Annotated in this window: 10 protein-coding genes; 6 read left to right on the top strand and 4 right to left on the bottom strand. The window is 62.7% G+C overall.

Annotated elements, in window-relative coordinates; genetic code table 11:
- Positions 1-54 precede the first annotated feature (54 nt).
- The 5 genes from J1G35_RS15455 (at position 55) to J1G35_RS15435 (ending at position 5,136) form a co-directional block, all read left to right on the top strand.
- Positions 55-966: a LysR family transcriptional regulator gene (locus J1G35_RS15455; protein ID WP_223015359.1), complete on the top strand. Its 912-nt coding sequence runs from the start codon at positions 55-57 to the stop codon at positions 964-966.
- 106 nt (positions 967-1,072) lie between these two features.
- Entirely contained in the window at positions 1,073-2,002 is a 930-nt protein-coding gene (locus tag J1G35_RS15450) for a hydroxymethylglutaryl-CoA lyase (protein WP_223015358.1), read from the top strand.
- A 24-nt stretch (positions 2,003-2,026) separates the two neighbouring features.
- Positions 2,027-3,217, top strand: a complete 1,191-nt coding sequence (locus tag J1G35_RS15445) for a CaiB/BaiF CoA-transferase family protein (RefSeq protein WP_223015357.1) — start codon at positions 2,027-2,029, stop codon at positions 3,215-3,217.
- A gap of 12 nt (positions 3,218-3,229) precedes the next feature.
- A complete protein-coding gene (locus J1G35_RS15440; protein WP_053139775.1) occupies positions 3,230-3,754 on the top strand; it encodes a gamma carbonic anhydrase family protein in 525 nt (174 codons plus the stop codon).
- A gap of 65 nt (positions 3,755-3,819) precedes the next feature.
- Entirely contained in the window at positions 3,820-5,136 is a 1,317-nt protein-coding gene (locus J1G35_RS15435) for an MFS transporter (protein ID WP_223015356.1), read from the top strand.
- A gap of 112 nt (positions 5,137-5,248) precedes the next feature.
- Here the strand turns inward: J1G35_RS15435 and J1G35_RS15430 are convergent, their stop codons facing one another.
- The gene (locus J1G35_RS15430) at positions 5,249-6,952 is read right to left on the bottom strand and encodes an ABC transporter ATP-binding protein/permease (RefSeq protein WP_223015355.1); all 1,704 of its coding nucleotides are present in this window, start codon (positions 6,950-6,952) and stop codon (positions 5,249-5,251) included.
- A 224-nt stretch (positions 6,953-7,176) separates the two neighbouring features.
- Between J1G35_RS15430 and fhuF the strand changes: the two genes are divergently transcribed.
- Positions 7,177-7,839, top strand: a complete 663-nt coding sequence (gene fhuF, locus J1G35_RS15425; protein WP_223015391.1) for a siderophore-iron reductase FhuF — start codon at positions 7,177-7,179, stop codon at positions 7,837-7,839.
- On the opposite strand, the gene J1G35_RS15420 is transcribed toward fhuF, so the two are convergent.
- Genes J1G35_RS15420 through J1G35_RS15410 form a run of 3 tightly spaced genes read right to left on the bottom strand, consistent with a single transcriptional unit; the run spans position 7,827 to position 22,478 of the window.
- On the bottom strand, positions 7,827-9,533 hold the full coding sequence (locus tag J1G35_RS15420) for a cyclic peptide export ABC transporter (protein WP_262417303.1): 1,707 nt from the start codon (positions 9,531-9,533) through the stop codon (positions 7,827-7,829). The genes fhuF and J1G35_RS15420 overlap by 13 nt on opposite strands.
- A complete protein-coding gene (locus tag J1G35_RS15415; RefSeq protein WP_223015354.1) occupies positions 9,530-13,348 on the bottom strand; it encodes a non-ribosomal peptide synthetase in 3,819 nt (1,272 codons plus the stop codon). Before J1G35_RS15415 ends, J1G35_RS15420 begins: the two co-directional genes overlap by 4 nt.
- Positions 13,349-13,388: 40 nt before the next feature.
- The gene (locus tag J1G35_RS15410; protein WP_223015353.1) at positions 13,389-22,478 is read right to left on the bottom strand and encodes a non-ribosomal peptide synthetase; all 9,090 of its coding nucleotides are present in this window, start codon (positions 22,476-22,478) and stop codon (positions 13,389-13,391) included.
- Positions 22,479-22,511: the final 33 nt, after the last annotated feature.

The following is a 22,511-nucleotide window of genomic DNA, read 5'->3' as shown; positions in this document are numbered from 1 at the left end:
TAAAAGGCGAAGAACAATGTTCGGTTCGCGCCACGTTGCAACTGAGGGGGCGTAATGCAGCACCTGGATCACTTATCCCTGCACTTGTTTATTCTGGTCTGCGAAGAAGGCACGATTGCGCGCGCCAGCGAGCGAGCATTCATTGCGCCGTCGGCGGTCAGCAAACGTATTTCCGACATCGAGGCGCGGTTTGGTACGCCGCTGCTGAACCGCAGCAAGCGCGGGGTTGAACCGACGCCGGCGGGGTTAGCGCTACTGCGGCACGCTCGGTCTCTGACGCGGGCGATGGAACGGCTCGATAGCGAGCTCAGCGAATACGCTGAAGGCGCCCGAGGGCATGTACGGGTGTTGGCAAACATCTCGTCAATCATGGAGTTCCTACCGGAAGAACTGTCCGACTTCATGATCGAGCACCCAAGAATCCAGGTAGACATCGAAGAACGTTTCAGCCCGGACGTGGTGCGAGGAGTAGCCGAAAGCAATGCCGATTTGGGCATTTGTCGGCGCTCAATGGCCATCGGCGATCTCGAGTTCCTGCCCTACCGTCGGGACCATTTGGCCGTCGTCGTAGGGTCGAACCATTGCTTGGCTGATCGCCCCCGTATTGCGTTCGCCGAGACCCTGGCCTTTGATCACTTGGGGTTATCCGCCTTCGCCACGTTGAATAACTTCATGCGCAGTGAAGCGACGAAGGAGGGCCGTGAGCTGCGGTTTCGCTCCTATGTATCGTCGTTCGATGCGGCATTCCGCCTGGTGCAATTCGGCTTGGGGCTTGCTGTATTCCCACTGGAAGCCGTGGCGCGGTATGCCTCGTTGTTTGACTTGCGCATTATTCCCCTGACCGACGATTGGGCGTTGGGTGAGTTTGTTATCTGTGTCCGTGATCGGGATGCACTTTCGCTGTCGGCACGGCGACTGCTGGATCATCTGCTTTTGCGCGCAGCACCGCTTCAGTCCCAGCCCTGATTGCATCCGTCGCGGTTGACGATGGATCAACCCGTAAATCACGTCTTTTTACTCCCTCTATGGCTCTCTAATCTGCAGTGACGCTTGAGCCTGTGAGAGCTTTTTCATGACAACAATAACAATCAATGAAGTCGGCATGCGGGATGGCTTGCAAAGCCTGCAAGCCATAATGCCTACGTCTGCCAAACGACAATGGATCGATGCCGCCTATGCCGCTGGCGTGCGCTACATGGAAGTCGCGTCCTTTGTGCCCGCCAAACTGTTGCCGCAGATGGCCGATGCCAAAGAGGTCGTAGCCCATGCCTTGGGTTTTCCGGATTTGGTGGTCTCGGTCCTGGCGCCCAACCTGCGCGGCTGTCGCGATGCGCTGGAATCCGGGGCGCACCGGATCATTGCGCCTGTATCGGTCAGCGCGGCCCATAGCCTGGCCAATGTGCGCCGTACTCCGTTGGAAATGGTCGAAGAGCTGGCGCGAATGTGCCAACTGCGCACCGAGCTTGGCTTGCACAACGTTCAGGTGATTGCCGGGATGTCTGTGGCCTTCGGCTGCACCCGCCAAGGTGATGTGCCATTGAGCGATCTCTGCGCGTTAACCGGGCATGTGCTGCAAGCCGGCTGCGACCTGGTGTCCCTGGGGGACACCACGGGCTATGCCAATCCTGGCCAAGTGGCGACCACCTTGCAGGCGGTCCGCGCCATCGCGGGTGACAAGCTCAGGGCTGCGCACTTCCACGACACGCGAGGCCTGGCGCTTGCCAATAGCCTGGTCGCCGTTCTGCAAGGTATCACCGAGCTTGATTCGTCACTGGCCGGGTTGGGCGGTTGCCCGTTCGCACCGGGTGCATCCGGCAATACGGTCACAGAAGACCTGGTGTTCATGCTGCAGAGCATGGGCTACGAGACCGGCATCGACCTGGCAGCCCTGATCGCCTCTCGAAACGTGCTCAGCGAAGCACTGCCGCGCGAGACCCTCTACGGCTGCATTGCACGAGCTGGCCTGCCACTCAATTACGCATCCGTTGCCGCTCGCGTCTGAACCTACCCGATCAAGGAGAACCCTATGTCCAGGCTTCCATTGGACGGCATTCGTGTCGTTGAAATTTCTCACATGGTGATGGGCCCGACCTGCGGAATGATCCTGGGTGACCTCGGTGCCGAGGTGATCAAGATTGAACCGATCCGCGGAGACGGTACACGCCGTCTGCTGGGCGCCGGTGCCGGTTTTTTCCGCACGTTCAACCGCAACAAACAGTGCATCGCCATCGACGTCAATACTCAACAAGGACGAGATGCGGTACTGGAGCTGATCGATACCGCTGACGTATTCATCGAGAATTTCAAGCCCGGCCGCATGAGCGAGCTCGGCTTCGGCTACGACGCGATTCGTGAGCGTAACCCGCGCATCATCTATGCCTCGCACAAAGGCTTTCTCAACGGCCCCTACGACAATCGCCTGGCCCTGGACGAAGTGGTGCAAATGATGGCAGGCCTGGCCTATATGACCGGCCCGGTAGGCAGACCTCTGCGCGCCGGCAGTTCGGTGAACGACATCATGGGCGGTATGTTCGGGGCTATCGGTGTGCTTGCTGCGCTCAACGACCGTCATGTCAGCGGCGTCGGTCGTGAGGTGCAAAGCGCGCTTTACGAAAACTGCGTATTGCTCGCGGCTCAGCATATGCAGCAGTACGCCGTGACCGGCCAAGCAGCTGCTCCGATGCCAAACCGCATCAGTGCCTGGGCTATTTACGATGTATTCGAGTTCGCCAATGGCGAGCAGATGTTCGTCGCCGCCACGGGGGAGGGGCAGTGGACCGCCTTGTGTCAATTGCTGGGCCAGACCGCACTGCTGGACGACCAGACCCTCGCTACCAACAATGATCGTGTGCTGCAGCGGCCACGTCTGCTGGCTCACTTGGCGCAAGTCTTTGCCAGCATGGACGCTCAAGCGCTGGCCCTGGAACTTGAGGCCAACAGTATTCCGTTTGCGCCGATTCGACGGCCCGAGGAACTGTTCGAAGACCCTCATCTACTGCAAAGCGGCGGCCTGGCAAATCTTGAGCTCGAAGATGGATCGTTCACCGCCATGCCATTGCTGCCGTTGTCCCTGGATGGCGAGCGCCTGCAACCCCGTCGATCGATTCCACGCGTCGGCGAGCACACCCACACAGTCATGCGTGAACTGGGCTACAGCGACGAACACATTGCCGAGCTGTGTGCTGCCGGTGTTCTGAAAACCGATGCTCAGGCCTGAGGAGAAGTTGCCATGGCTATCTATCAATATGACGCGCTTATCCCCGCCATCCACGCCGAAACCTTCGTCGCGCAAGACGCTACCGTCATCGGCAATGTCACGCTGGCGCAGGGCGTCAGTGTCTGGCCCCAGGCGGTTCTGCGTGGTGATAACGAGCCGATTCGCATCGGTCAGCACAGCAATGTGCAGGAGGGGGCGGTGCTGCATGCCGACCCGGGATTTGCGCTGACGGTGGGCGAGGGCGTCACCATCGGCCACCAGGCGATGTTGCACGGCTGCACCATCGGCGACGGAGCGCTGATTGGGATTCAGGCCGTTGTGCTCAATGGTGCGGTCATCGGCAAGAACTGCCTGGTCGGTGCCGGAGCCATTGTCACCGAAGGCAAGGTGTTCCCGGACAACTCACTTATTCTCGGCGCCCCTGCCAAAGTCGTGCGCGAACTGACGCCTGAAGCGATTGCCAGCATGCACCGAAACGCCGCCGACTATGTCGTCAGAGGTCAGGCTTACAAGAACAAACTGATTCTAATCAGCTGAACCCGTTGAGCAGGGTTCCTGAGGACCTTGCCTCTCTCCAATAATTACAACAATGGAGAAACATCATGGTCGCCATGACGACTGATATCGCGCTTGCGCGCAGCGAAGAAACGATTAACGAGCTGTTGCTTTATCGGCGTGTGGCCTGGCGAATCATGCCGCTGGCCATTATCTGCTTTCTTTTTTCTTATTTTGACCGGATCAACATCAGCTTCGCCAAGACCCAGATGCAGCACGAATTGGGTTTGTCCGACGCGGCGTACGGCCTGGCCGCGAGCATGTTTTTCTTCGGCTATGTGCTATTCGAAGTCCCCAGCAGCCTGGGTCTGAAGCGCTACGGCGCACCTGCCTGGATCTGCCGGATCATGATCTCCTGGGGGTTGGCGACGGCGGCGTTGATGTTCGCCTACACGCAATACACCCTGTACTTCCTGCGTTTTCTGATCGGCGTCATGGAAGCCGGTTTTGGCCCCGCGATCCTGTTCTACCTGGCGTGCTGGTTTCCCAAGAAGCACTTGGCGAAAATGAATGGCCTCTGGTTCCTCGCAGTGCCTCTGGCAGGCGCCGTCGGCGGGCCAGCGGCGGGAATCCTGTTGGGCACGATGGATGGCGTATTCGGTTTGGCTGGCTGGCACTGGCTGTTCCTGATGTCCGGACTGCCCTGTGTGGTACTCGGCCTGCTGGTGCTATGGAAACTGGATCGAGACATCGAATCGGCCAAATGGTTAAGCCGCAGCGAGAAGGACCTGCTGGCGGCTAATCTGGCGCATGACAAAGTCAACCAGAAACCGGTACTGGGTTCCTTGTGGCGTGTGTTGCTGACCCGCGAAGTTGCAATCATGGCGTTTATCTACTTCGTGATTAAGACCGCTTCCTATGGCCTCAACTTCTGGATGCCACACCTGATCAAATCCTCTGGTGTGCAGAGTTTGTTCTGGGTCGGGATGCTTTGCGCGCTGCCGTACATCGTGGCGTGTATCGGCATGATAGGGATGACCCGGCGTTCCGATCGCACCGGTGAGCGTAAGACTTACCTTGTTCTGTGCCTGATGGCGGCGGCAGTCGGCTACCTGCTGGCCTGCCTGTTTTCCGACTCGTCATGGGCCATGATGGCAGCGCTCGTACTCGCTACTGCGGGCACCTTTATTGCGATCCCGATTTTCTGGACTATCCCGCAATCGACCTTCTCCGGGCTGGCAATCGCTACCGGGACTGCAGCCATCAACTCCATCGGTCAATTGAGCGGCATCGTTGCACCTGTGATGGTGGGCAAGATCAACGATCTGTCCGGCTCCACGTACATGGGAATGCTCTCCATCGCACCGCTGATTCTGATCGCCTGTTTTGTCGTCATGCGCTACGTCAAGAATCCCAGGCCCTGACGAGACCGGACTTATACCGAGGTGGTACTCAAGGCCACAACGGGTCGCGAGATGCTGTCGACGTCCCCTGGCTCCTAAGCCAGTGGACGCTGAACCCAACGCCCGAGCGACCTCATGTCGTTTGCCTTACCGTTCGATGCACCCACTGAGTCTCGCGCTGCAGCTCCAGGACTTGCCAATGGAAGCGCTCCAGCGACGTATTGTGGCCGACGCTGATCAGTATCGTGTCCGGCAGGGTCTGTTTCAGCAGTTGATAGCAGCGCGCCTCGTTTGTCGCATCCAGTGCCGAACTGGCCTCGTCGAGGAACAGTACGGCGGGGCGGGCCAGCAGGGCTCGGACGAATGCGCAGCGTTGTTGTTCGCCCACGCTCAGGATCTGCGCCCAGTCATGTTCCTGATCCAGTTGATCGCCCAGGTGCTGCAGGCCGACTTGCTGCATGGCCAGGTGCAGCGCCGTGTCTGAGTCATGGTCCGGTGGGCTGGGGTACCACAGGGCTTCACGTAGGCTGCCCAGCGGCAAGTAAGGTTTTTGCGAGAGGGTCAGGGTCCGCTCACGATCGTAACTGGCCGAGCCGCGGGCGTGCGGCCACAGGCCGGTGACCGTGCGGATAAACGTCGACTTGCCACAGCCCGAGGGGGCGCTGATCAACAGGCTGTCACCCGGCTTCAGTGAAAGGTTGAAGCCCTTGAGCAGGCTGCGGCCGTTGGGCAGCCAGATATCCAGGTCGTTGATCTGAAGGCCTTCAGTTTGCTGGCCAGCGACGACCTGCGACTGGACTTCGACAGTGTCCAGGCGCTCCTGGAAACCGATCAATCGGTCGATGACCGACTTCCATTCCGACAGCTCCGGGAACACCTCCACCAGGTAAGCAATCGCCGCGTGCACCTCACCGAAGGCAGCGCTGACCTGGGTCAGGCGCCCGAGGGGGAACATACCGGCGAAGAACTGGGGCGCCATGATGAACATCGGAATGACCGTGGCACTGCGCAGATAGAAGGTCGAGTAGCCCATGATCAGCTTCTGCTTTTTTACCAGCGCCCAGAAATTTTCCAGGGCCGCGTCCAGGCGTTGGGTGAAGCGGGCGTTCTCCACCGCTTCACCTTGGTATTGGGCCACCGAGTCGGCATTCTCCCGCAGGCGCATCAGGGCGAAACGAAAGTCGGCTTCGCGGCGCTGTTGCATAAAGTTGAGTCGTGGCAATGCACGCCCTAGCCAGAAGGCCACCCCAGTGCCCAGCACCGCGTAGACCAGAGCGATCCAAACCAGCAACCCAGGAATGACAATGGCTTCACCGGCGAACGGCACGCTCACCAGGGCAGAGGCCTGCCAGAGGATATGCAGGAAGGAAAACAGCGACACCACCGACGTCAGCAACCCCAGGCTCAACTTGAGGGATTTGATGATGAACAGGTCGATGTCCTCGGCGATCCGCTGGTCGGGGTTATCGACGTCGGTCTCGGTCAGCTTCAGCTTCTGGTAGCGTTGGTTGCCCAGCCATTGAGCGAGCAGGTTATGGGTGGCCCAACGGCGCCAGCGCAGCGTGAGTTTTTGCTGGAAGTGGAAAGCGGCCACGGTAAAGACCGCCGTCGCGATCTGCAGCGCGATAAATTGCACGCTGCCGAGGATAAAACCGGCGTAGTCCAAGGCCTGCAAGGCGTTGTAGAAATGCAGGTTCCAGAAGTTCGTGAGGATATTCACCCCTACCATGCACAGCGTCATCAGCACGGTGGCCACCAGCAACAGCAAAGCGGGGTACCTTTGCTCGCTGGCCCAGAAAGGCCCTGCGAGACGCCAGAAATTACGGAGAGTTTGCATGCGGTCTTGATGAGCCCCGTCGCTGACGACGTTGAGTTTGCAATGGAGGGGGGATAGGATCGGCCAATGCTAATCGTTTGCAATAATTAGGGAAAGTCGGGAGACCTGTTATCGAATTTCCACAATGGCTGAGTCAGGCTTGGCCGCCCATTCAGCGGGTCATCCGGACGGACGCCGGCGATCAAACCGCAATACCCTTGAACCGGGTGTGCGATCCTGCCGTGCTGCAACCCTTGCTGAACCGTTTTGCCCTGCTTTATCCAGGGGTGAATCGTGCGGCGGTGGTCTCGCAGTGGTCGATGAATTACATGGCTATCGTCCTGCCGGCCGCCCTGGCCTGTGGGCTGACCCTCGATTGCGCGATCGACTTCCAGGACCCGGAATCAGTGCTGCTCCACGACAACGGTGAACCTCAGGCGCTGTGCCTGGCCAAGCATCTGCCGACACTGGCTGCCGAAGATCGTGCAGCCTACTGGTCGCAGTTGGTCCACGGGCATCTGGCGCCGCTGATCGTCAGCCTGGCCGCTGCCGGTGGCCTGGCCCAGAAAGTCTTGTGGGGCAACATGGTTGCGATCTGGGACGGCGCGTTCACCCGAATGGATGCCGATCTGTCGAAAGATGGCTTTGCCCAAGCACATCAGTGGCTGGAACCGGTCCTCGTCAACAACGGGCGCCTGAAGCTGCGGGGCCTGCAACGCACGGTCGCGTCACCTGCGCCGCAGATTTGTTCCACGTTGCCGTTGCGCCGGCACTGCTGCCTGCATTACCAGTTGCACGCGCCCGTCGAAGGCGAGCCGCCGGTCCTCTGCGAATCATGCCCCAAGCTGCATCGATTGCCGTTTGCAGAGCAGGTGAGCTACCTGCATTACATCTATCAGGACAGTTGAGCGGCGCAACCGTCCCGTTCTTGCCCGGGCGCCGACGTTACGCCGTCGCATCGCGCATAGGCCGCATGGGCCTCGACTTGGGTAAGACGACCGTTTTCGACCTTCAATACCCGGTCGGCCTGCTGGAAGTAGGCATCGTCGTGAGTAATCACGATCACCGTCTTGCCACGGGCCTTCAGCTCCGGCAGCAGCTCCATGTAGAACACGCGCTTGAAGGTCGGATCCTGGTCCGCAGCCCATTCGTCAAACAGGTAAAACGGCTTGTCATCCAGATAGGCCGACACCAGCGCCAATCGCTTGCGCTGCCCGGTGGATAGCTCGACGGTCGAAAAGCGGTCGTCAACAATGCTGACCTTGTGTCCCAGGCCCAACGCTTTCACGTAGCGGGTCGCTTCGCTGGTGCGGTGTTCGGCGCCGGGCCCATCGTCGCCCAGCAAATGTTCGAACAAATGAAAGTCGGCAAACACGGCAGCAAAGTGCTGGCGGTACTGCTCGCGATTATCGTCGTCGACTTCCACGCCATTGAGTACGACGGCGCCGGACTCCGGTGAGTACAGGCCGAGCAACAGCATCGACAGGGTGGTTTTGCCACTGCCGTTGCCGCCGACCACGAACACCAACTCGCCCTGTTCCAGGTTCAGATCGACTGGCCCGAGCATGAAGGGATGATCTTCGTGTTCGCCGGGATAACGGTGACACACACCGTTCAGCACCAGGCGCATCGGCCCCTTGCTGGCGAACACATCGTGTGTCGGCGTCGCCACTTGGGCCTGGGCACTCAGCTCAGCGTCGAGTTGGCGAATGCGGTTCAGCGCGATACTGGCCTGACGCAGTGAGGGCAGGGCGATCATCAGGTCGGATATGGGCCGCACCAGATACAGCAGCGTCACGGTGAAGCTGGTCAGGACCGTGATCGATTGCGGCAGCCAGAACGGAACAATAAACAGCAGCACGCCAAGGTTGAGATAAAACAGCAGCGTGCCGAGGTTGGCGACCACCGAATACCCGGCCATGCCGCGCAGAAAACGCACACGAAACTCATCGGCGCCAGGACGGATAACCTTGTCGACAAAGGCCTCCCCACGGGCGTTGTTCAGTTGCAGCTCCTTGCTGCCTTCAATCAGGCTGCGAAAGTGCTGGTAGAGCACATCCTTTTGCTGGCGTACCCGTTCCAGATGGCTCAACGGGCCGCGTTCGGCCAAATGAAACGCCACCAGGCCGACCATCAGGAACAGCGCCAGAATCGCCAGCAACGACCATGATAACCAGGCCAGATAGGCGAAACAGGCCAGGGTCACCACGGCGTTGACGAACAGCAACGGCACCCACTCGAAGGCGGCGGTGAAGGTATGTACGTCATCGGTGAGGATTACCAGCAACCGGTGCTTGCCCATCGTTTGCAGACGCTTGAGCGGCGTAGCGAGCAGCTTGCGCGAAAGATCGATGCGCATCTGGAAGATCGCGCTCTGGGTCAGGTGCAGCAGCGACAGTTCCGAGCACAGCTTGCTCAGCAACATACCGGCACACAACCCGAAAAAACCCAGGGCCAGTTCCGGCAGTTGCTGCGGGTTGGCCAACCCGCGGTTGATCAGGATCACCAGCCCGGCACTGGCCAGGCCGCCCAGTGCGCCGGTGATCGAAGCCAGTGCCAACAGGCGGGCCGATTGGCGGTAGAGATACAAAATCAGGTTCATGCGAGGGTTTCCGTCGAGGGCGAGGCCAGCGACTTGCTGAGTTGTTCGTGGAAGGCAGTTTGACCCAGGATCGTGTCGTGATCACCTGCTACATGATAGTGGCGGGTTCGCTGGCTGGCCGCGTCCCACTGCACCGGCAGGCTCGGGCGCTCGATTATCGTCTGCTCGGCCCACCACAAGTGCAGCACGGTGTTCACCGCCGGCACCGAATATGCGCTGACCCAGCGTCGAGCATCGGCCATCACGTTCAAGGTCTGCTCGACATATGCCCTCGGCGCGCTGAGTTCGAGGCCATTGGCATCCACCCATTGCAACAGGGCGAAGCGCAATTGTTCCACCCGCCCGAACCCGGCAGTCGCCTTGCGTAATTGGGCCAGGCTCGGCGCCGTCAGGCGCGAGCGGCTGTCGCTGCTCAACTCCTGCTCAACCAGGGCGTACAGGGCTTCCCAATCCAGGCTTTCGTCTTCGGCGTGCAACGTGCTGTCGAACAGCCCCAGCCATTCGACGGCCTGCCCCTGTGCTTCCAGTTGGCGTGCCAGCTCCAGCGCGAGCAGACCGCCCATCGACCAGCCGCCGAGGCGATAGGGCCCTTGCGCCTGAATCTGGCGAATCTGCGGCACATACTCGCGGGCCAATGCTTCGATGTCCTGATCGCGCAGGGTGTCGGGCAGTGGAATGCCAAACACCGGCATCGCCTTCGGCAGCCCGGCAACCATCGGCATGTAGTGATGCACGGTGCCTGATGGTTGATGCAGGCAGAACAACGGCGTCTGTCCGGGCTCACCGGCCTGCAGGGTGATCACCGCCGTGCGGTCGTGCGGCCGGCTGATCTGGCCGGCGAGGGCGATCAGCGTCGGATGCTGGAAAATCACGTTGACGGGAACCTCAACGCCGAGGATGGCACGCAGTCTCGCCGTCATGCGCACCACCAGCAAGGAGTGGCCACCCAGGGCAAAAAAGTCGTCGTGACGACCGATCACTTGCGCGTCCAACAGCTCTTGCCACACCGCCACCAACACGTGTTCGACATGCCCTTCAGGCGCTTCATAGGCCGCAAGGCTGCGGCTTGGCGCTCGGGCCAGCAGGGCGCGATGGTCAATTTTGCCGTTGGCGGTGCGGGGCAATTGCGCCAGCCACTGGATATCGGCAGGCACCATGTGCGCCGGCAGCAGTGTCGCCAGCGACTCACGCACGGCACTGGCCTGAGGCGGCTCGGCGGACTCGATGAAGGCGCGCAGGCTCGGTTCGGCCTGCGAGGTATCGAGCAGCACCGATGCCAACGTGGCACCGCTGACCTTGCACAGTGCGGACTCGATCTCGCCCAGCTCGATGCGATAACCGCGCAGCTTGATCTGCGAATCGGTACGCCCCAGGAACAGCAGTTGCCCATCGATATCCTGCGAGACGAAGTCGCCGGTGCGGTACAGGCGTTGGCCGTCGAGAGAAGGGTGGCAAGCGGCGACGAACTTCTCGGCGCTCATCTGCGCAAGGCCCAGGTAACCTTGCGACAACCCCGGCCCGGCGATGTGCAGCTCACCTTTGAGGCCACGGCTTACGGGAGCGCCCTCACTGTTGAGTACGTACACCCGGGTATGCGCGATGGCGCGACCGATCGGCACGTAGCCGGGGTTTTGATCGGCCTGGCACAGCGCGACGGTGCTCCACACCGAGGCTTCGGTCGGGCCGTATTCGTTGTAGAGCTGTGCCTGCGGCTGCCGGCGGTGATGGCTGGCGACCAGGGCTGGCGGGCAGCTTTCCCCGGCGACAATCGCCGTGTTCAGGCTACTCGGAATATCGCCCAACTCGTCGAGAATCAAGGCGTACAGCGAAGGCAGCGCCAGCAGGTGCGATACACCCTGTTCGCGAATCACGCGAGCCAGTTGCACCGGGTCTTTCTGTTCGGTTTCGCTGGCCAGGTGCAGGCAGCCACCCTGCGCCAGGCTCCAGAACAGCCCGGCGATGGAACTGTCGAAGGCAAACGACGACAGCAGCAGGAAACGTTGTACCGGATGCGGATACCCCGCCAGCCGCGCCGCCAAGGAATGCAGAGCGTTGGCGTGGTTGATCACCACGCCTTTGGGCTGGCCGGTGCTGCCGGAGGTGTAGATCAGATAAGCCGGTTGATCACGTGCCACGCTCGGTTCGCGGCGTAACGGCACCGCGGGCAGTGCCTGATCCATCGCCAGCGCGCTTGACTGCCAATCAGCAGGCAGCTCAGCGATGCGCGCCTGATGGGTCAGTACCAGGCGCGCCTGGCTGTCGCGCAGAATGTGTTCGATGCGTTCGCTCGGGTAGCTCGGGTCAATCGGCACATAGCAGGCCCCGGCCCGCAGGATCGCCACCAGCGCCACCACCGCATCGCTATCACGCGGCAGGAAATGGGCGATGCGTGCACCGGGCTCCAGCTGTTGGGCGAGCAGTTGCTGGGTGAGCGCGCTGACCCGTTGTTCCAGTTCGGCGTGGCTCAACGTGCCGCCAGGGCCGGTGACTGCCGGGCGCTGGCCGTTGGCGCTCGATCCCTGGGCAAAACAGGCTGCCAGGTTGGGCAGGGCAAACGTGCTGGCGTACTGCTGTTCTTGCTGCGCACTCAATACCGGCGACTGCGCGAGTGCACCCGTGACCCGCTGTTGTTCGGCGACGTTGCAGGTCGTCATTCGGCCCAGGCTGGTGGACGGCTCACGCAGGCTATGCTCGATCACGCTCAGCAATTGCCCGGCGAGGACCTCGATGTGCGCGGCGGTGTAACGCGCAGCATCAAAGTGCAGCGTCAACGCCGTGGCCGAACACGGCGCGTATTGCAGCAACAGCGCGCAAGCGGCGCTGGAACTGTCAGCCAGAGTGATGTGCCAGTCAGCATCGTTCAGTGCGCTGTCGGGTGCCGTGCCCAGTTCACGAAAGCCCACGCCCGCCAGTACGGGGGTATTGCTCAGGTGGCTCGGATAGGTGTCGCGTGCATCGTCGAGCACGCTGGCACGTTCATGCACCTGCTGGCAAAGCGCGGTGAAAGACTGCTCTGCAGAAGTATCGAGCGTGAGCGGCAGCGGTTCGCAGAACAAACCGAGGGCATCGCCCAGCACCTCTGCACGCGTCTGGTTGTCGTACGCCAACGTCAGGCGCTCGGCTTCGCTGTAGCGTTGCCACACGGTGACCCAGGCGGCGAGGACCAGCGTCGCCGGGCTGACACCCAGGTTCAGCGCCTGCTGTTCCAGGCGTTGCAGGGTGGTGGCGTCCAGCGTCAGGGCAATCTGGTCCGGTTCCAGCGGGCCGCTCGGTGCAGGCGTTTGCCGCTGCCAGGGCAACGGCACGTCAGCGATCATCGCGTTGAACTGTTCGGCCCAGAACTGGCGCGTCTGATCGTCCATCGATTCCAGGCGCCATGCCGCGTAGTCCGCGTATTGCAGCGGCGGTTCCCCAGGCGCGGCTTGCAGGTAGGCGGCGGCCCACTCCTGTGCCAGATACCGCAGGCTGGTGCTGTCCAGGTGCAACGCCGGCAGGCGCAAGGCTGCCGAATGAGCGTCGGTGTGCAATTCGATGTCCAGCGCTTGCCAATCCGTGCTCGACGCCTCGATCACCTGCATCGGCAGGGACAACCCCGGCAGTTGCTGATAGCGGGTGCGCAGAATCTCGTGACGCTCGATCAGTGTCAGCAAGCTGTTTTTCAACCGCACCGCGTCCAGCGGCTGCCCGCTACGAATATGCAGGCTGGCGAGCTGGGCAGTCGGCGCCAGGCGCGTATGTTGCAGTCGCCACAACTGCGCCTGCTGCGGGGACAGTTCGAAGCCTTCAAACGGTGTGTCTTCGTGAGTCTGAGTCATGCTGAGACCTGTACAAAAAAGTGAGACGTGAGGGCGAGCATCATTGGCCGGCATCCGGTACAACACTGCGCCGACGGGCCTGGCCAAGTGCGCTTTGACGCGCACTGCCGGCTTCACGCAGCGCCGTTTGTGCCTGCTCACGGCGAACCTGTTGCAGTTGATTGAGCGCGGCCAGCAACGCGGCAACCGAGACGTCGGCATTCAGGGCCAGTTGTTCCAGCAGGCAGACGAAGAGGCTGTCGAGCAGTTCGATGTAGCTACTGGCATAACGCCCGGTGTCATAGTCGTACACCACCAACAGGCCGTCGCCGTCATCCACCACGTTGATCAGCAGGTCCACGTCCGAGGCTTGTGGCTCAAGTTCGCGCTCGCTGATCGCCAGCCCTGGCAAATGCAAGTCTTGCTGACGGGTGTTCTGCACCACCAGCTTGACCTGGAAAAACGGCGTGTAACGCGCATCCCGTTGTGGCAACAGATCAGCCACCAGGGCGTCGAAGGGCAGGTCCTGGTGAGCAAAGGCGTCCAGTGCCACGCGCCGGGCTTCGCTGAGCTGTTCGCTGAAGGTCTGTTGCGGCGTGACTCGGCAGCGCAGCACCAACTGATTGACGAAAAAGCCGACCATGTCTTCGGTCTGTTGCTGGTGACGGTTGGCGATGTCGGTGCCCACCAGCAGGTCTTCGCGACCCGTCTGTTGATGCAGCAGCACGTTCAACGCGCTGTGCAGCACCATGAACGGCGACGCTTCACGGGCAGTCGCCAGCGCGCCAATGGCGTGTGCCAGCGTCACCGGCAGGCGGCGGCGATGACGTGCGACACCGGCGTGCTCGCGGGTCTGTGCACCGGGCAACAACAGCGGCGCGGGGCTGGCGTGCAACTGTTGACGCCAGTAAGCCAGTTGCTGCTGCCAGACCGGCCCCGGCAGGTGCGTGCGCTGCCACACCGCAAAGTCGGCGTATTGCAGGGCAGGGGCTTCAATACGCGGTGCGTCAGTGCCGAAGCCGATGTAATCGTTCGCCAGTTGCTCGACCAGTTGCGCAATCGACCAGGCATCCACCGCGATATGGTGCAGGGCGATGGCCAGCACATGGGTCTGCGCGTCCAGTTGCAACACGCGTGCACGGATCAGTGGCGCGCGGGTCAGGTCGAACGGCTCGCCGAACACCTGCGCCAGTTGCAGCCCAATGGCCGCTTCCTGCTCTGGCGTCGGGACCTGCCGCAGGTCAGCGACCGGCAAGGCAAATGCCTGCGGTGCTTCGATTCGCTGCCATGGCTCGCCATGGGCGCTGTGCACGGTACTGCGTAGCACCTCGTGACGGGCGATCAGTTGCTCGAAAGCCAGGCGCAGGGCTTCGACATTCAGCGCACCGGTCAGGGTCAGGGCGAACGGAATGTTGAAGCCGCTGGAGCCCGGATTCAGCTGCTCAAGGAACCACAAGCGTTGCTGGGCAAACGACAACGGCAAGGGTTGCGAACGCGAGGCCTGGGCGATCGCCGGCAAGCCCACCGGGGTGGCCTGCAAGCGAGCGTTATCGATGGCGCGCGCCAGATTTTCCAGCACCGGGTGATCGAACACCGCACGCAGCGGCAGCTCCACCGCCAGTTGGCTGCGAATGCGTGAAACCACCAGCGTCGCCAGCAACGAGTGTCCGCCGAGGGCGAAGAAGTTGTCGTCGGCGCCAAGGGCCGTCACGTTGAGTATCTGTGCCCAGATCGCGCCCAATTGCTGCTCGGTGTCGCTGTTCAGCGGTTGCCGTTCGGTGACCCCGTTGCTGTCCAGCGCTCGCGCTGTCAGGTGCTTGCGGTCGACTTTGCCGTTCGCGTTCAACGGCAATGCCTCCAGCTGTTGCCAGTGGGCCGGCACCATGTACGACGGCAGCCGCTTCGCCAGCCACTCGCGCAGCTCGGCCACCGGCGTATCGGCGCCGGTCCAGTAGGCGATCAGTTGCAGCTCGCCGCGTGGGTCGGCGTTGACAATCACCGCCACCGATTGCAAGGCGGGATGACGACCCAGATGATCTTCGATTTCCCCCAATTCGATGCGGTGGCCACGGATTTTCACTTGCTGATCGCGACGCCCCAGGAACTCGATCACCCCGTCCGCACGCCAGCAACCCAGGTCACCGGTGCGGTAGAAGCGGGCACCGGGTTCGAATGGATGCGCGACGAAGGCTGCACGGGTTTTCTCTGGATCATTGAGGTAGCCGCGACCCACGCCGACACCACCGACGCAGATTTCCCCTGGCACACCCACCGGCACCGAGCGCAGCGCGGCATCCAGCAGGTACAACTGATTGTTCGCCGTCGGACGGCCAATCGGCATGGCGTTGCCGCTTTCGTCGGACACCGTGGTCAGCGGGTGGAACGCCACATCATCGGAGCATTCCGCAGGGCCGTAGGCGTTCATCAGCGGTATGTGGGCAAAGCGGCTCAGCCAGGCGTGGGCCAGTGCTGGAGGCAGGGCTTCACCGGTCGGCAGCAACCAGCGCAAGGCCGACAGGCGCGTGTTGGCAGTGGCAAGGTCGAGCAGGGCACGGATCATGGTGGGCACGGCTTCAAGTACCGATAACTGCTGATCCTCCAGTGCTTGCAGCAGGCGTTCCGGGTCGTGGGCAATCACGTCCGGCAGAATGTGCACAGTGGCGCCCAGGAGCGGGGCCGCGAGGAACTGCCAGACCGAAATATCGAATGCCGGGGACGCGGTCTGGGCGATGCGGTCTTCGCTGCACAGGCCCAACGTCGGCACTTTGCCGAAGATGTTATTGAGCATGCCGCGTTGCTCGACCATCGCGCCTTTCGGCGTGCCGGTGGAGCCGGACGTGAAGATCACATAGGCCAGGTCATCCGGGCTGGCGGCACTCTCCAGCGGCGACGCGTCGCCGGCCAGCCACAGGCTTTCGCAGCGCAGACGATAGGGCTGGGCCGAACTGGCCGCCAATGCCTGCTCGATCACCGCGTCGGCGCTGTCACTGCTCATCAGGAGGGTGGCGCCGGACAGTTCGAGGATTTCACCCAAGCGCTGCGGCGGATGTTTGATGTCCAGCGGCAAGTACGCGGCGCCGGCCTTAAGCACGGCAATCATCATGCTCAACAACGGCAGGCCACGCTCGCCGGCCAACGCTACCAAGGTATCGCGCCCGGCGCCGGTTTCCACCAGTGCACGGGCCAGACGGTTTGAACGCTGATCCAGTTCGGTGTAGCTCAGGCTGTCAGCGCCACACACCGCCGCGATCCGCTGCGGATGCTCGGCCACTTGCCGTGAGAACAGTGCGGCGTAGGACTGGTCCAGCGGGAACTCCAACGTGCTGCGGTTCCAGTCCACCAGCATCGTCTGGCGCTCTTGCGGCGTCAGCAATGACAGCGAGGCCAGGGGGGCGTGAGGTTCGGCCACCATCTGTGTGAGCAACTGGCGCAGGTGCCCGAGCATGCGCTCGACGGTGTCGGCGTCGAAGCGCGCGGCATCGTAGGTCAGGCGAATGCCCAGCCGGTCACCCGGGTACAGCACGACGGTCATCGGGTAGTTGGTGTGCACGCGGTCTTCATATATGTCGATGCTGAAGTCCACCTGGCGATCCGACAGGCCGGCGTCGAACGGTGCGTTTTCGAACACCACCAGGCTGTCGAACAGCGAGCGACCGTGCTCGATTTCACTCCAGCGTTGAATATCCACCAGCGGCGCGTGCTCATAGGCGCGCAACTCGAAGTTGTGCGCGAACAAGGCTTGCAGCCACGGCACCACTGTTTGCGCATCATCGACCTTGACCCGCAGCGGCAGGCTGTTGATGAACAGGCCGACAATGTCTTCCACACCCGGCAAATCGGTTGGACGTCCTGACACGGTGACACCGAACAGCACGTCATCGCTGCCGCTGTAGCGCGACAGCAACAAGGCCCAGGCGCCCTGAATCCAAGTGTTGGGTGTGAGCTGGTGTTGTTGGCACAACGCAGTCAAGGCGCGGGTGTCGGCAATTGACAGGGTGACGTCGAGGTTGGCCACGGTTTCGACTGCTTGCTCGGCCAGGGCCGGGCGGTCCACCACCAGCGGCGTCGGCGCGCTGAAACCGGCCAGTTCGCGGGTCCAGAATTGCTCGGTGATCGCGCTGTCCTGGCATTGCAGCCAATGAATGTAGTTGCTGAACGACGGCAGCAACGGGCGTGCTGCCGGCTGGTCAAGGACGCGGGCCTGATAGTGAGCGAACAGATCCGCCATCAGCAGGCCAAAGCACCAGGCATCGGTCAGGATGTGATGGAAGCTGCGCACGATCAGGAACTCCTGATCAGCCACCTGGAACACCCGCAGGAACGTCAGCGGTGGGCGGCGCATGTCAAAGCCCTGGCGGCATTCGGCGGCCAGTACGGCGTCAAGCTGACGCTGGCGGCTGGCTTCATCGAGGTGACGCCAGTCGTACCAGGCGAACGCCGCATCGGTGGCGTGGTAGACGCATTGCAGTGCGGCTTTGCCATCCTGCCACCAGAACCCGGTGCGCAGCATTGGATGCCGGGCCAATTGTTGCGCCCAGGCATATTCGATGGCGTTGCGGTCAAGGTCGCCGTCCCAGCGATAACGTTGCTGCATCAGATAGATACCGCTGTTGGGACGCAGCAGGGTATGCAGCAACATGCCTTCCTGCATGGGCGACAGCGGCAGCAAATCGTCGATGCCTGCCCAGTCGAAGCCAGCCCCCAGTGCGGCGAGGTCATGACCCGCCGCGCGGCACAGCGGGAACGCATGGGCGCCCGGTGTGGCGTGCTCGGCGTCGGCCGCCAGCAGGTCCAGGCGCTGCGCCAGTGCGGTGGCCCAGTGTTCAGCGCCATTGCCCCGGCACTCAATGTGCAATTGCCCCCTGCGCAGGCTGACGGCGATGGTCAGCCCGCTGGCATCGACAGGCGTGTTGCTGGCGATGACGTCGCCCAGCGGCCCTTCATGAACCGACCAGACACCGGCCATGACGATGTGCACGTCAGGCTGCGGCAGGCTCAGCAGCGGCTCGCGCAGATAGTCGTTATCCGCCAGATAACGCAGCACGCCGTAGTCGTCACCGGTGTTCGGCGCGGCGGCAAGTTGTGCGTCCACCCGGGCAAGCCACTGCGCTGGGCGGGTGGCGGGGGCGATGCTCAGGCGTAGCGGTACGGCATGGCTCAGTGCGCCCAGCACGGTGGCCGGGTCGAAATCGGTGCGGCTCAGGGGGCTGGACAGCGGCAAGCGGGCGCGCTCGCAGCGACCGCGATCAAGGCTCAGCCACACGTCGTGTACGCCACTGTGCTCTGCCAACTGCGCGGCAACCGCCGTGGTCACCAATGACGCCCAAGGTGCATGGCTGCGGCGTTGCAGCAGCACCAGCCGTTCGTTCAGCGCTGGCGAAATCGGCACCTGGCTCGCTGCCGCCGGGCCTTGTGCGTTGCTCGGCAGGGTTTCGCCGGCGTACTGCAGCCAGTACTCCCAGGCGGGCTCCAGGCCATCCTCATCACGTGCGCGCTCGTTTTGCAGCTCGGCCCATTCATCCACGTGCCCACCGTGGCGCGGCAGCTCGATGGTGCGCGCGTATTGCGCCTGGGCAATGGCCAGTCCCAGGTCCGTCATCAGCAATGCCCAGGATGCCGCGTCCAGGCGCAATGCATGGCTGACCAGCAGCACTGCATCACCGGCTGCCGACAGGCACGCGTGCCAGCCTTCGCCCGCGGCGTGATCCATGGCTGCTGCGACGGTCGCGGCCAGGGTGGCTGCATTGTCCGGGTTGAAAACCTGTTGGCTGGCACTCGCCGGCTTGGGCGTGGTGGGCAGGGTTTGCGCCCACGTGCCATCGGCGTGTTGAACGAGGCCCAGCTGCAGCGCCCGGTGCTGTTGTTGCAGGGCGAGCACCGCGCGGCTCAATACCTCCAGGCTGATGGGCGTGGTCAGGGCCACGTGATACCAGTCTGCGCTCAACGGGCCGGCTTGCAGGCGCGCATGTTGACCGGCGGTCAGCGGCACTTGCCGCGCTGTGCCGGTGGTCGTGCGGCTGTACCCTGCGCCTTGGCTGATCACCGCCGAGATGTCGGCGATGGTACGGTTCTCGAACAGCTGCTTGGGCGTCAGTTTCATCCCGCGCTGGTGGGCGCGCGCGATGATTTGCAGGTTCAGAATCGAGTCGCCGCCCAAGGCAAAGAAATTGTCATGGATGCCTACCCGCTCGATCTGCAGCACGTCCTGCCAGATCTCGGCGAACGCCGCTTCCACCGCATCGCGGGGGGCTTGGTAGGTGTCCTGGCGGGTCGGCGCGTCGGGCAATGGCAGGCGGGCAATGTCCGGTTTGCCATTGGCGTTCAGCGGGATCGCATCCAGCGCGATGAAGTCGGACGGCACCATGTAATCCGGCACGCGCAGCGCCAGGTCATAGCGCAGCTTGTCGGCCGACATCGAGGTACTGGCCACCAGCCAGGCGATCAGGCGCGGTGTTTCGTTGGCCGGTTGCACCACGCGCACCAGCACCTGGTGGATGTTGTTCGACAGGCGCTTGATCTGCGCCTCGACTTCGCCCAGTTCGATGCGATAGCCGCGCAGTTTGATTTGGTTGTCCACGCGTCCGAGGAACGCCAGCTCACCGGATTCCAGCCAGCGCACGCGGTCGCCGGTACGGTAGGCGCGGGGCAGGTCGGCAACGGCGGTGAAACGCGCAGCGGTTTGCGCCGGGTCGCCCAAATAGTCTATGGCCAGACCTTCACCGCCGACCCACAGCTCACCCGGTACGCCGACCGGCACGGCATGACCGTGGCTATCGAGGACGCGCAGTTGCCGGTTCGGCTGTGCGTGCCCCAGCGGTTGTACGCCAGCCAGGGGCTGCTCGATGCGGGACAGGCAGATACCCACCGCACTTTCGGTCGGGCCGTAGTGGTTGTAGACCGCCAGTTGCGGACTCAGCCCGCGAATCGTCTCCAACAGCGCACCTGGCAAGGCTTCACCACCGAGCAACAACGCACCACGTGGCAACAGGCTGGCGTCGGGGTGGGCGGCGAGCAAACCGTGCAGGTGGTTCGGTGTGAGTTTGACCAGGTCAGGCGTGAAGTGCGCAAAGCACTGCGCCAGGGCGTTCGGGTCGGCGCGGGTGTCGTCGTCCACCAGTAACAGACTGCCACCGCTGGTGAGTGCACCGAACAATTGGCTGTAGCCCAGGTCTGCCGCCAGGGTCGACAGCAGCGCGTGGCGCCATGGCTGCGGCGCTTCGGCGCAGCCCAATTCGGCGAGAATGCCGCTGATGTAAGCGACGATGGCGCGATGTGACACCCGCACACCTTTAGGCACGCCCGTGGAGCCGGAGGTGTAAATCACATAAGCGCAGGCCTGTTGATCCACGCTGGGCAGGTCGATGCCGTTGGCGCGAGCGGCCGCGTCGATCACCTGCGCCGAAGCCGTATCGAACGTCGGCGCACCAATGATGAAGTCCACGTCGGCACTGGCGATCAGTGCACTCAGGCGCGAGGCGGGTTGGCCGAGGTCCAGCGGCAGGAAACAGCCGCCCGCCTGCATCACCGCCAGCAATGAGATCACCGCGTCGTTATTGCGCGGCAGGGCCAGGGCGACACGATCACCCGCTTGCAGGCCGCGCAGGCGCAGGGCGCCGGCCAGTCCCGTCGAGGCTTCCAGCAACTGGCCGTAGCTCAACGCACCGAGGCTGTCGCGGACGGCTTCGCGTTCGGGGTGACGACGCGCCTGCCGGGCGATCAGCTCATGCAACGTCTCGTCCGGCACTGCCAGCGTGACGCCGTTACCCCAGGTGCGGGTCAGGTTCAGCTCGTGGGCCGTGCACAGCGGCACATCCGCGAGTGCGCGGTTGGCGTCGTGGCTGAGCGCGTCGAGCAGCGTGATCAATTGTTCGAGCAGGCGTGCGCCAGCGGCATCGCTCAGGCGTTTGCGCTGATGCACCAGATGCAAATGCAGGGTGTCGCTTTCCATCGACGCGATCAGCGACATCGGATAGTTGTTGCGCCCGCCGGTGTGGCGCAACGCGGCAGCGTGTTCGGCGTCGGGCAAACCGACGAGGCCGTCGTCGATCTGGTCGAGTTCTTTCGGGAACGGGAAGTTTTCAAACACCATGATCGCTTCGAACAGCTCGCCACCGGGCGGCAGCGCGGTCAGGGCGCGCAGGCTGGCCAAGGGCGTGTGCTCGTGTTCGCGCATTTCGGCGTTCCAGTCCTGAACACCGGCCAACCACTGGCCTACGGTCGGCGCATCATCCCAGCGCACGCGCAGCGGCAAGGTATTGATGAACAGGCCAACCATCCGTTCGACACCGCCAAGGCGTTGCGGGCGGCCAGCCACGGTGACGCCGATCAGCGCCTCATCGCTGCCGTTATGGCGACCCAGCAGATACGCATAAGCCGCTTGCAGCAACGTGTTAAGGGTGAGGTTGTGGTCACGGGCGAACGTGCTCAGGCGCGCCGTGGTGGTGGCGTCCAGCACGCGCAGATGCTCGGTGCACGGCAGGCTTGCATCGACCGTGGCGGCGAGCAGGCCGCGCGGGTCCGATTCGGGCACGCGGGTGGTGCTGGCAAAGTCAGCCAGGCGACTGCGCCAGAACGCCTCGGCGCTGGGGCGCTCACCGAGATAAGCCACATAGTCCTGGAACGGCCGCACGGTTTCCAGGGCGGCAGGCTGTCCACGGCGGGCCGCGCGGTACAACTCACGCCAGTCGGCCAGCAGTGAACCCACGCTCCAGCCATCGAGCAGCAGGTGATGATGGGTCCACACCAGCGACCAGTGAGCCTGGCCGTTGACGTCGTCCAGGCGCGCCAAGGTCAATCGCATCAGCGGCGCGGCGCCCAGTTCGAAGGCGCGTGCATGATCTTCTGCCGCCACGCTCGCCAGCCCTTGCGGATTGCCGCGCAGATCGACTTCGCGCAGTGGCAGATCGACGGCCTTGAGGACGACCTGAAAAGCGTCGTCCAGTTCTTCCCACAGAAACGCCGTGCGCAGCACCGCATGACGCTGTATCAGAGCAGTCCAGGCCTGGCGGAAGGCGTCCAGGTCGAGTTCACCGGCAAGCGCGATGCGCATTTGCTGGTAGTAGACCCGGGATTCGGGCGCATAGGCCTCGTGGTACAGCAGGCCTTTTTGCAGTGGCGTCAGCGAATAGATGTTTTCGATTTGGTCATGCATGGCGGCAGTGTTCAATCCAGAAAAACCCAGAGG

The sequence above is a fragment of the Pseudomonas sp. SH10-3B genome (genome assembly GCF_019891415.1).
Taxonomy (GTDB): domain Bacteria; phylum Pseudomonadota; class Gammaproteobacteria; order Pseudomonadales; family Pseudomonadaceae; genus Aquipseudomonas.
Note: the sequence above shows the minus strand (reverse complement) of the source record. Positions and strands in the feature narration are given on the sequence as shown.

Bases quoted from the DNA above. Each gene is read 5' to 3' on its own strand.
- J1G35_RS15455 (WP_223015359.1), top strand. From the start codon at position 55: ATGCAGCACCTGGATCACTTATCCCTGCACTTGTTTATTCTGGTCTGC.
- J1G35_RS15450 (WP_223015358.1), top strand. From the start codon at position 1,073: ATGACAACAATAACAATCAATGAAGTCGGCATGCGGGATGGCTTGCAA.
- J1G35_RS15445 (WP_223015357.1), top strand. From the start codon at position 2,027: ATGTCCAGGCTTCCATTGGACGGCATTCGTGTCGTTGAAATTTCTCAC.
- J1G35_RS15440 (WP_053139775.1), top strand. From the start codon at position 3,230: ATGGCTATCTATCAATATGACGCGCTTATCCCCGCCATCCACGCCGAA.
- J1G35_RS15435 (WP_223015356.1), top strand. From the start codon at position 3,820: ATGGTCGCCATGACGACTGATATCGCGCTTGCGCGCAGCGAAGAAACG.
- J1G35_RS15430 (WP_223015355.1), bottom strand. From the start codon at position 6,952: ATGCAAACTCTCCGTAATTTCTGGCGTCTCGCAGGGCCTTTCTGGGCC.
- J1G35_RS15420 (WP_262417303.1), bottom strand. From the start codon at position 9,533: ATGAACCTGATTTTGTATCTCTACCGCCAATCGGCCCGCCTGTTGGCA.
- J1G35_RS15415 (WP_223015354.1), bottom strand. From the start codon at position 13,348: ATGACTCAGACTCACGAAGACACACCGTTTGAAGGCTTCGAACTGTCC.
- J1G35_RS15410 (WP_223015353.1), bottom strand. From the start codon at position 22,478: ATGCATGACCAAATCGAAAACATCTATTCGCTGACGCCACTGCAAAAA.